General features: G+C 53.9%; 6 protein-coding genes. 1 reads left to right on the plus strand and 5 read right to left on the minus strand.

Features of this window, described 5'->3' with window-relative positions; all coding sequences use genetic code 11:
* Positions 1-262 precede the first annotated feature (262 nt).
* From msrB to yidD, 5 genes are all read right to left on the minus strand, one after another.
* Complete coding sequence (gene msrB, locus A8O25_RS02385; RefSeq protein ID WP_082893391.1) at positions 263-838, minus strand: peptide-methionine (R)-S-oxide reductase MsrB; 576 nt, start codon at positions 836-838, stop codon at positions 263-265.
* Positions 839-981: 143 nt separating this feature from the next.
* Positions 982-1,524, minus strand: coding sequence for a metal-dependent hydrolase (locus tag A8O25_RS02390; protein WP_066830340.1), 543 nt, complete (start codon positions 1,522-1,524; stop codon positions 982-984).
* Between the two features lie 522 nt (positions 1,525-2,046).
* Entirely contained in the window at positions 2,047-2,484 is a 438-nt protein-coding gene (locus A8O25_RS02395) for a nucleoside deaminase (RefSeq protein WP_066830283.1), read from the minus strand.
* Between the two features lie 2 nt (positions 2,485-2,486).
* Positions 2,487-3,236, minus strand: a complete 750-nt coding sequence (locus tag A8O25_RS02400) for a DUF4184 family protein (protein ID WP_066830285.1) — start codon at positions 3,234-3,236, stop codon at positions 2,487-2,489.
* A 441-nt stretch (positions 3,237-3,677) separates the two neighbouring features.
* Positions 3,678-3,911: a membrane protein insertion efficiency factor YidD gene (yidD, locus tag A8O25_RS02405; protein WP_066830287.1), complete on the minus strand. Its 234-nt coding sequence runs from the start codon at positions 3,909-3,911 to the stop codon at positions 3,678-3,680.
* Between the two features lie 64 nt (positions 3,912-3,975).
* On the opposite strand from yidD, the gene A8O25_RS02410 reads away from it, so the two are divergent.
* Positions 3,976-6,279, plus strand: coding sequence for a S46 family peptidase (locus A8O25_RS02410; RefSeq protein ID WP_066830289.1), 2,304 nt, complete (start codon positions 3,976-3,978; stop codon positions 6,277-6,279).
* The last annotated feature ends 494 nt before the right edge of the window (positions 6,280-6,773 follow it).

Below are 6,773 nucleotides of genomic sequence, written 5' to 3' on the forward strand. Positions count from 1 at the left end.
GGTACTACGAAACTTTTTCGGCGCAAGCTTAAAAAAGTAGACTGGTTGTTAACTAAGTAGAGGGACAAGATATACTATACTTTTTGTCATCCTGAAAGGATCTTGTGGGCGAGCTAGAAATGCTATTGCTCTTCCGCTATTGCCGCTGGCAATCAAGATCCTTTCAGGATGGCAAAATTGATTGCTATTGTTTTCTGGATTTGCACATCAAATGAAAAAGCCCCACCCGTTCAGAAGTGAGGCTTATGTTAGGTGCTTTCCCTTAGTTGACTTGTAAGCCCGTGTTCGGGACAAAATCAAGGGAGACTGAATTCATGCAGTAGCGCTTGCCGGTGGGCTCGGGGCCGTCATCAAACAGGTGGCCCAGGTGGGCGTCACAGCGGCCGCAGAGTACTTCAATCCTGTCCATGCCGTAAGAGTGGTCTTCTTTGTAGACCACGGCGTTCTTGCGGTAGGTTTCAAAGAAGCTGGGCCAGCCGCAGTCGCTGGCAAACTTGGCGTCTGAGGCAAACAGCTTGTTTCCGCAGGCGGCGCAGTAGTAGGTGCCAATACCCGTGTAGTTCCAGAGCTTGCCGGTGAAGGCGCGCTCAGTGCCTTTTCTGCGGGCCACCTCATACAGGGCAGGCGACAGGACTTTCTTCCACTCGGCATCTGAGACGTGCAGCTTGGTGGTGTCTGTGCGGGAATAGTACGGGTTCTTGGTTTGGGGGGTGGCTTGGGTAGCTGGTTGCGCGGTGAGAGCCACGGGAACCGCCGGGCGGTTTGCAGCGGCTTTGTCTGTGGCATGCTGGCAGCCCCAAAACGGAAGCAGCAGGAATATAGAGAGCAGGAATTTCATGGAAATGGTTTCTAGAAGTTAGTCTGTCATGACAACATGTACGGCAGGCCAAATGGTTTCGGATTTTAAAGTCTAACGCCGCAGTACCACAAATCTTGTTTTGCGCCTGTTTTCTGAAAAACAGCCCGTAAACGCAACCCTGTTTACCGTTGCACCACTTTCCTGATTAACCACATGAACACGCCTAGGCACAGGCAGGGCAAACCCACGTAGATCAACTCACTCTCAATTACATCTACGCCTTTCTGGGTGAAGAACCGGCCCACGCCAATGGGTGACACCTGAATAGGCCGCCATGGTAGAAAATAACGACCATTGTCAAACGGGGAGAAAACAGCCACGCCCAACCCGCCGCTGGTCATGGCGTCTAAGAGCGAGTGCGAAGCCGTACAGAGAAAGAAGTACAGCACCAGCAGCAGCCCGCGGGAGCTTATGAGGCGGGTGCTTCGGTAGAAGAGCCGCGTGACCAGAAGGCCCAGCAGCAGCGCAAACGCCAATGAATGGGAGAAACCCCTGTGCCCCAGCACGTGCTCATACGGCACGCCCAGCTTGAACATAATCACATCGGCGTCAGGAAAAACGGCACAGAAAGCGCCTAGCAGGCTGAACTTCCAGAGCTGTTCTTTCCTGGGGTACGCCTTGCCAACGGTATACGCCAGCAACGCATGGGCAAACGCAGACGCCATAAACATGAGGAGTTAGTGTGAAAGCGAAGCTACGGGTTTTCTGGAACTCTGGAAACAAGAGGACTTCTGGAGGGGGCAATTCTCTTAACAGCAAGAGCCGAAGCAATTGTCATCCTGAAAGGAACTAGTGGGCAAACCAGAAAAGCAGTGAATACCCGCTATTGCCGTTCGTACAAAGGTTCGTTCAGAAGGACACAATTATTAAGTGAAGTAACCCCAAAAAAATGCCTTGCGTCTGGTGATTTTGCAAACGCGTACGTATTCCGTCCCCCTTTGAAGGGAGTAGGGGGATGATTACTTCTGCTGATTTACTCGTGCAGATGTACACATTCCTGAGAATCAATTTTCATTTCATTTGGTTGAGGCTGATGGTTCTTCGGCAGCCCTTGTCTCCCCCTACCCCCTTCAAAGGGGGACGCTCGGGAATGCGTAAGAATTCTTCAGTAGGTAGGTTTCTGTTTTCGGCCTGTTTTCTGAAAAACAGCCCGAAAACAGAAACCTATAGTTCTATAAACAGCAGGTTTACACCCCAATATCCTCGTTCCAGAGCGGCGGTTTCTCCTGAATGAACTGCTGCATGAGGTTATAGCAGTCTTGGTTGTCTACCACCGTCACCTCCACACCGCGCGCTTTAAGCAGTTCTTCTTCGCCCATAAAGGTCTTGTTTTCGCCAATGACCACCTTCGGAATGCCATAAAGCAGAATGGTGCCCGAGCACATGGGGCAGGGCGAAAGGGTGGTGTACAGCACGCTTTCCTGGTACACCTTGGCAGGCTGCCGACCGGCGTTCTCCAGCGCGTCCATCTCCCCGTGCAGGATGGGGCTGCCGTTCTGTACCCGTTTGTTGTGGCCCCGGCCAATGATCTGCCCGTTGTGCACCAGCACCGAGCCAATGGGAATTCCGCCTTCGGCGTAGCCTTTCTGCGCTTCTTCCAGCGCCGCCTGTAAAAATTGATCCATGCTTATGGTTGTTGAACGTTGTTCCAGAAACGCAAAAGTACGGGGGAAAGCACCAAACTGGTGAGCCCCGCAGAAATGCCTACGATGGAAAGGTTATAAAGGCTGTCTATTTCCACGCCCGTGCCTACCTGCGACCGCACCGCCATGACCGCCAGCGCCACCGCGGCCACCGTGCCCCAGAACCGGGTACTCTTGGGGGGCGGTGTTTTTTCTATTCCCTTCGGAAGCAAAAGAATAAACCAGACCATGGCCAGCCCACCCGCCATTGACGTGATTTTCTGCAGCAGCGCGTACCATTTCATGCTGAACGGGCCGGAGAGCACCTCCTGTTTCAACCCCGGGAACAGCCGCACCCCCCAGCCGCTGTCATGCGTAAAACTGTCCCAGGCCAGGTGCGAAGCCGCGCCTACCAGCACAGAAAGCGCCACGACAAGATGATTTCTTTTAAAATAGCCTACCCAGTCAAACCCCACATATCTGCTAAACCTAAGCCGCAAAAACCGGGGCAGGTGCTGAAGAAGCGCATCGCGCACCAGCCCGTGGAAGACAAACGCCAGCAGCAGCCCCAGCGGCAGGTTGAAGTAAAAAAGGCTTTTCCAGGTGTGGCTGTACGGGTCATGCTCGCTCATGCGCAGGAACTTCTCAAAGTCAGGCACCATGCTGCCCATAATCAACCCCGTCATAGACCGCCATTGCTGAGGCAACTTGAGAAACGGGAAAATAGCGGCGGGGTGGGAAAAGGTGAAGGGCATGGAACCAGGGGCTTGCTACCCCTAAACGGAGAATTTTCTGGATTTGATATGCCGCCTTGCCGTTTGCTCCCAAGACCTCGTAGCGTCCGGAGGACCTGCGAGCGTCTGTGCCACTCCTGTTTTCGGCCTGTTTTGGCCAAAACAGGCTGAAAACGGAAACTGCGGCGTTCCTTCTCCCTCAGGGAGAAGGGGAATATCTGTCAAGTGGTCATACAGCTAGAAAAGAGGGAAGTCACGGAAGGAACTTCCGCGCCATAGCCGTCTTGATGACAGAATTGGGAAGCCATTGTTTCATCACTATAGCCTTTCCTCACCCTACCCCTCTCCCTGAGGGAGAGGGAATACCGCTTTTTCTGTTTCTGGCCTGTTTGGCCAAAACAGCCTGAAAACGCAGTTGCAGAAACTCCCCTCTCCGTGGGAGAGGGGCCGGGGGTGAGGTCCTTACTCTACCGGGTCATACCCATGCCCGCCCCACGGGTGGCAGCGGCCAATGCGCCGCAGGGCCAGCCAGCCGCCTTTGAACGGCCCGTGTTTCACAATGGCCTGGTGGGCGTACGCGGAGCAGGTGGGCGTGAAACGGCAGCTGCCGGGCGTGAGCGGCGAAATTAGGTAGCGGTACACCCACACCAACCCCAGAAACAGATGCTTGAACAGCCACTTGAATAGACCAATCATAGGGCGAGTTTCGTTAAAAAAAGCCATAAATCCTTACCTTTGGCTTTTCTAACTAACACACGTTATGCTAAAGAAAGTTTATAGTCTACTACTTCTGGGTTGCCTGGGCCTCACGTCTGTGGCCCGCGCCGACGAGGGCATGTGGTTGCCGCTGCTGGTCAAGCGCCTCAACCATGTGGATATGCAGAAACAAGGCCTGCAGCTTACCGCTGAGGAAATCTACAACGTGAACAACGCCAGCCTCAAAGACGCCATTGTGCAGTTCGGTGGGTTCTGTACCGGCGAGTTTGTGTCAAAAGAAGGTTTGCTGCTCACCAACCACCATTGCGGGTATGATGCCATCGCGTCTAACTCTACGCCCGAAGATGATATCCTGAAGAACGGCTGGTGGGCCATGACCCGCCAGCAGGAGAAAAAGAACGAAGGCCTGTTCGTAGACATTCTGGTGCGCATGGAAGACGTGTCTGGCCAGGTGCTGCAGGGTATTACCAACCAAACCTCTGAGCAGGAGCGGGGCAAACTGGTAGCCGAGCGCACCAAAGCCATTGCTGATGCCGCCAAGAACAACGGCCAGTACGTGAGCTACGTGCGCGATTTCTACAACGGCAACGAGTTCTACCTGTTCGTGTACGAGCGCTTCTCAGATGTGCGCCTGGTGGGAACTCCGCCGGAGAGCATCGGCAAATTTGGCGGCGACACCGACAACTGGATGTGGCCCCGCCATACCGGCGATTTCTCGGTATTCAGGGTGTACATGGCGCCAGACGGAAAGCCGGCCACCTATTCAGAGAAAAACGTGCCGTACCGTCCTAAGCACCACCTGCCGGTGTCTATGAGCCCCGTGAAGGAAGGCGACTTTGCCATGGTGTTCGGGTTCCCGGGCCGTACTACGCGTTTCATGACGGGTGCCGGATTGGGCATGGCCGTAGACCAGTCAAACCCCGTGCGCATCAAACTGCGCGAGCGCCGTTTGGCGCTGATGAAAGAGGCCATGGACAAATCGGCGGCTGACCGCCTGAAACTGGCTTCTAACTACGCCAGCATCAGCAACTACTACAAGTACTTCATCGGGCAGAACGAGGGCATCAAGCGCATGAAAACCCTGGACAAGAAAGCGTCTGAGGAGAAAGCCTTTCAGGACTGGGCAAACGCCGATGCTACCCGCAAAGCCACCTACGGCAACGTACTGGCTGATATAAACGCCGCTTATGCCGGTCAGCGCAGTTACAACCTGTCGGCTATCTACCGCACCGAGGCCGCTATGGCGCCGCAGTTAATGTCACATGCCTACCAGTACACGCCGCTCTACAACTTCCTGAAGGAAGGAAAAGGCGACAAGGCCAAGCAGGAGCAACTGGTGAACGGCTACAAAGAGATGAATAAGGAGTTCTACGCCAGCTTTGTGCCGTCTTCTGACCAGAAGATTTTCGCCGAGCTGATGCAAATGTACTTCAATGACGTGCCCAAAGCCCAGCACGGCGACATTTTCAAAGACCTGACCGGCACCTACAAAGGCGACTTCAAGAAATGGGCCGCTGATGTGTACAGCAAATCTATTCTTGCTTCTGAGGCCAAAGCCAACGCGTTCCTGGCCAACCCTTCGGCGAAAGCCTTAGAGAATGACCCTGCGTTGAAAGTGATGCTGGCCGTGCAGAAAAACTACCAGCAGAACATTCTGCCTAAGATGAATGAATACAACGCCACTTTGGCCCGCGCCAACCGCCTGTTTGTGGCCGGTCTGCGCGAAATGCAGCCCAACCGCGTGTTCTACCCAGACGCCAACAGCACGTTGCGCCTGAGCTACGGAACCGTGAAAGACTATGAGCCGCGTGATGGGGTGCAGTACAAGTACTACACCACCATGCAGGGCATTATGGAGAAGGAAGACCCGTCTAACCCAGAGTTCATTGTGCCCGCCAAACTGAAGCAGCTGTACCAGCAGAAAGACTTCGGGCGGTACGGGCAGGACGGCGATTTGCGCGTGGGCTTCATCACCAACAATGACATTACCGGCGGTAATTCGGGTTCTCCCGTGATTAACGGCCGCGGCGAGTTGATAGGCCTGGCCTTTGACGGCAACTGGGAGGCCATGACCGGTGACCTGGTGTTTGACCCTGAGTACAAGCGCTGCATCAACGTTGACATCAAGTACGTGCTGTTTGTGATGGACAAACTGGGCGGCGCCGGACACCTGGTGAACGAAATGACCCTGGTAGACAAAGGCAACCCCAACACCACCTTCAACCCGTCTCTCAATGACGTGAAGATGGACGGCAAGATGGAGATTGAAACCGCCGATTCTGAAATCAAAATCAAGAAGAAAGGCAACGAGACCAAAATCAAGAAAGAGACCAAGAAAATGAAGTAAGCCGTTTTAGGCCTCTTTTCAGAAAAACAGCCCAGAAACGCCCGGAGCCCACTGCGCCGGGCGTTTTTTATTGTCTTAACTTGGATTTATGGATTTATGTGATTTGTAGGATTGTGGAAGAAGCGAAGGCTGGTGTGTAGATGAGATGCCATAAACTATTGCTGGCGCGAGTTTCCAACTCGTGCCTATAGATTCGGGTAGTCTCCAGACTACCCTCGCTGCCCCGCAGCGAAACAGCGCATGGCAGAGGCATTTTTACGTCTATGGAGGAGAGCTTTAAAAGAGGAAAGGCTGTTGGCACAGACGCTCGCAGGTCCTCTGGACGCTACGAGGTCTTTTAGGAAGGTGGAGCGCTTATCAGGAAAATGAAGACCAGGAAATGGACCAGTTAGCTTCTTGTTGCATGGCAACGGCTGGCCCTCACCCTAGCCCTCTCCCTCAGGGAGAGGGAATTGGCGCTTTTACGTTTTCGGGCTGTTTTGGCCAAAACAGCC

This window comes from Rufibacter ruber (assembly GCF_001647275.1).
GTDB classification, from domain to species: domain Bacteria; phylum Bacteroidota; class Bacteroidia; order Cytophagales; family Hymenobacteraceae; genus Nibribacter; species Nibribacter ruber_C.

Bases quoted from the DNA above. Each gene is read 5' to 3' on its own strand.
- msrB (WP_082893391.1), bottom strand. From the start codon at position 838: ATGAAATTCCTGCTCTCTATATTCCTGCTGCTTCCGTTTTGGGGCTGC.
- A8O25_RS02395 (WP_066830283.1), bottom strand. From the start codon at position 2,484: ATGGATCAATTTTTACAGGCGGCGCTGGAAGAAGCGCAGAAAGGCTAC.
- A8O25_RS02410 (WP_066830289.1), top strand. From the start codon at position 3,976: ATGCTAAAGAAAGTTTATAGTCTACTACTTCTGGGTTGCCTGGGCCTC.
- yidD (WP_066830287.1), bottom strand. From the start codon at position 3,911: ATGATTGGTCTATTCAAGTGGCTGTTCAAGCATCTGTTTCTGGGGTTG.
- A8O25_RS02400 (WP_066830285.1), bottom strand. From the start codon at position 3,236: ATGCCCTTCACCTTTTCCCACCCCGCCGCTATTTTCCCGTTTCTCAAG.
- A8O25_RS02390 (WP_066830340.1), bottom strand. From the start codon at position 1,524: ATGGCGTCTGCGTTTGCCCATGCGTTGCTGGCGTATACCGTTGGCAAG.